The following is a 533-nucleotide window of genomic DNA, read 5'->3' as shown; positions in this document are numbered from 1 at the left end:
CCGCGCAGCGTCTACGACGAGGCCAAGCGCTTCGGCGAGGCGCTGACCACCGCCCACGCCGACACCCACGGCACCGACACCTGCATCGTGCGGCTGTTCAACACCTACGGCCCGCGGATGCGCGGCCACGACGGACGCGCGGTGCCGACCTTCGTACGGCAGGCCCTCGCCGGCGAGCCCCTCACCGTGACCGGCGACGGCCGCCAGACCCGGTCGCTGTGCTACGTCGACGACACCGTGCGCGGCATCCTCGCCGCGGCCGCCCATGGCATGCGCGGCCCCGTCAACATCGGCAACCCGACCGANNTCGTCGAACTCGCCGGCTCCCCGTCGGAGATCCGCTTCATCGAACGCCCGGTGGACGACCCGGCCGTGCGCTGCCCGGACATCACGCTGGCCCGCGACAAGCTCGGCTGGGAGCCGCGGGTGCGCGCCGAGGAAGGGCTGCGGCGCACCCTCGCCTGGTTCCGCGAGGACGCAACGGACGACTGACCCGGGCCCGCCCCCGGCCCCGCGCCACGACGGACCCATCC

Annotated in this window: 1 protein-coding gene; it reads left to right on the top strand. The window is 74.6% G+C overall.

The features are described 5' to 3' along the window. Positions 1-492 (top strand): NAD-dependent epimerase/dehydratase family protein (locus tag CCL05_RS43740; RefSeq protein WP_143590093.1); only part of this gene is annotated, 492 nt, incomplete at its 5' end. Positions 493-533: the final 41 nt, after the last annotated feature.

It is taken from the genome of Streptomyces africanus (assembly GCF_002150735.1).
Lineage (GTDB): Bacteria > Actinomycetota > Actinomycetes > Streptomycetales > Streptomycetaceae > Streptomyces > Streptomyces africanus.
This window is presented reverse-complemented; position numbering and strand designations above follow the sequence as displayed.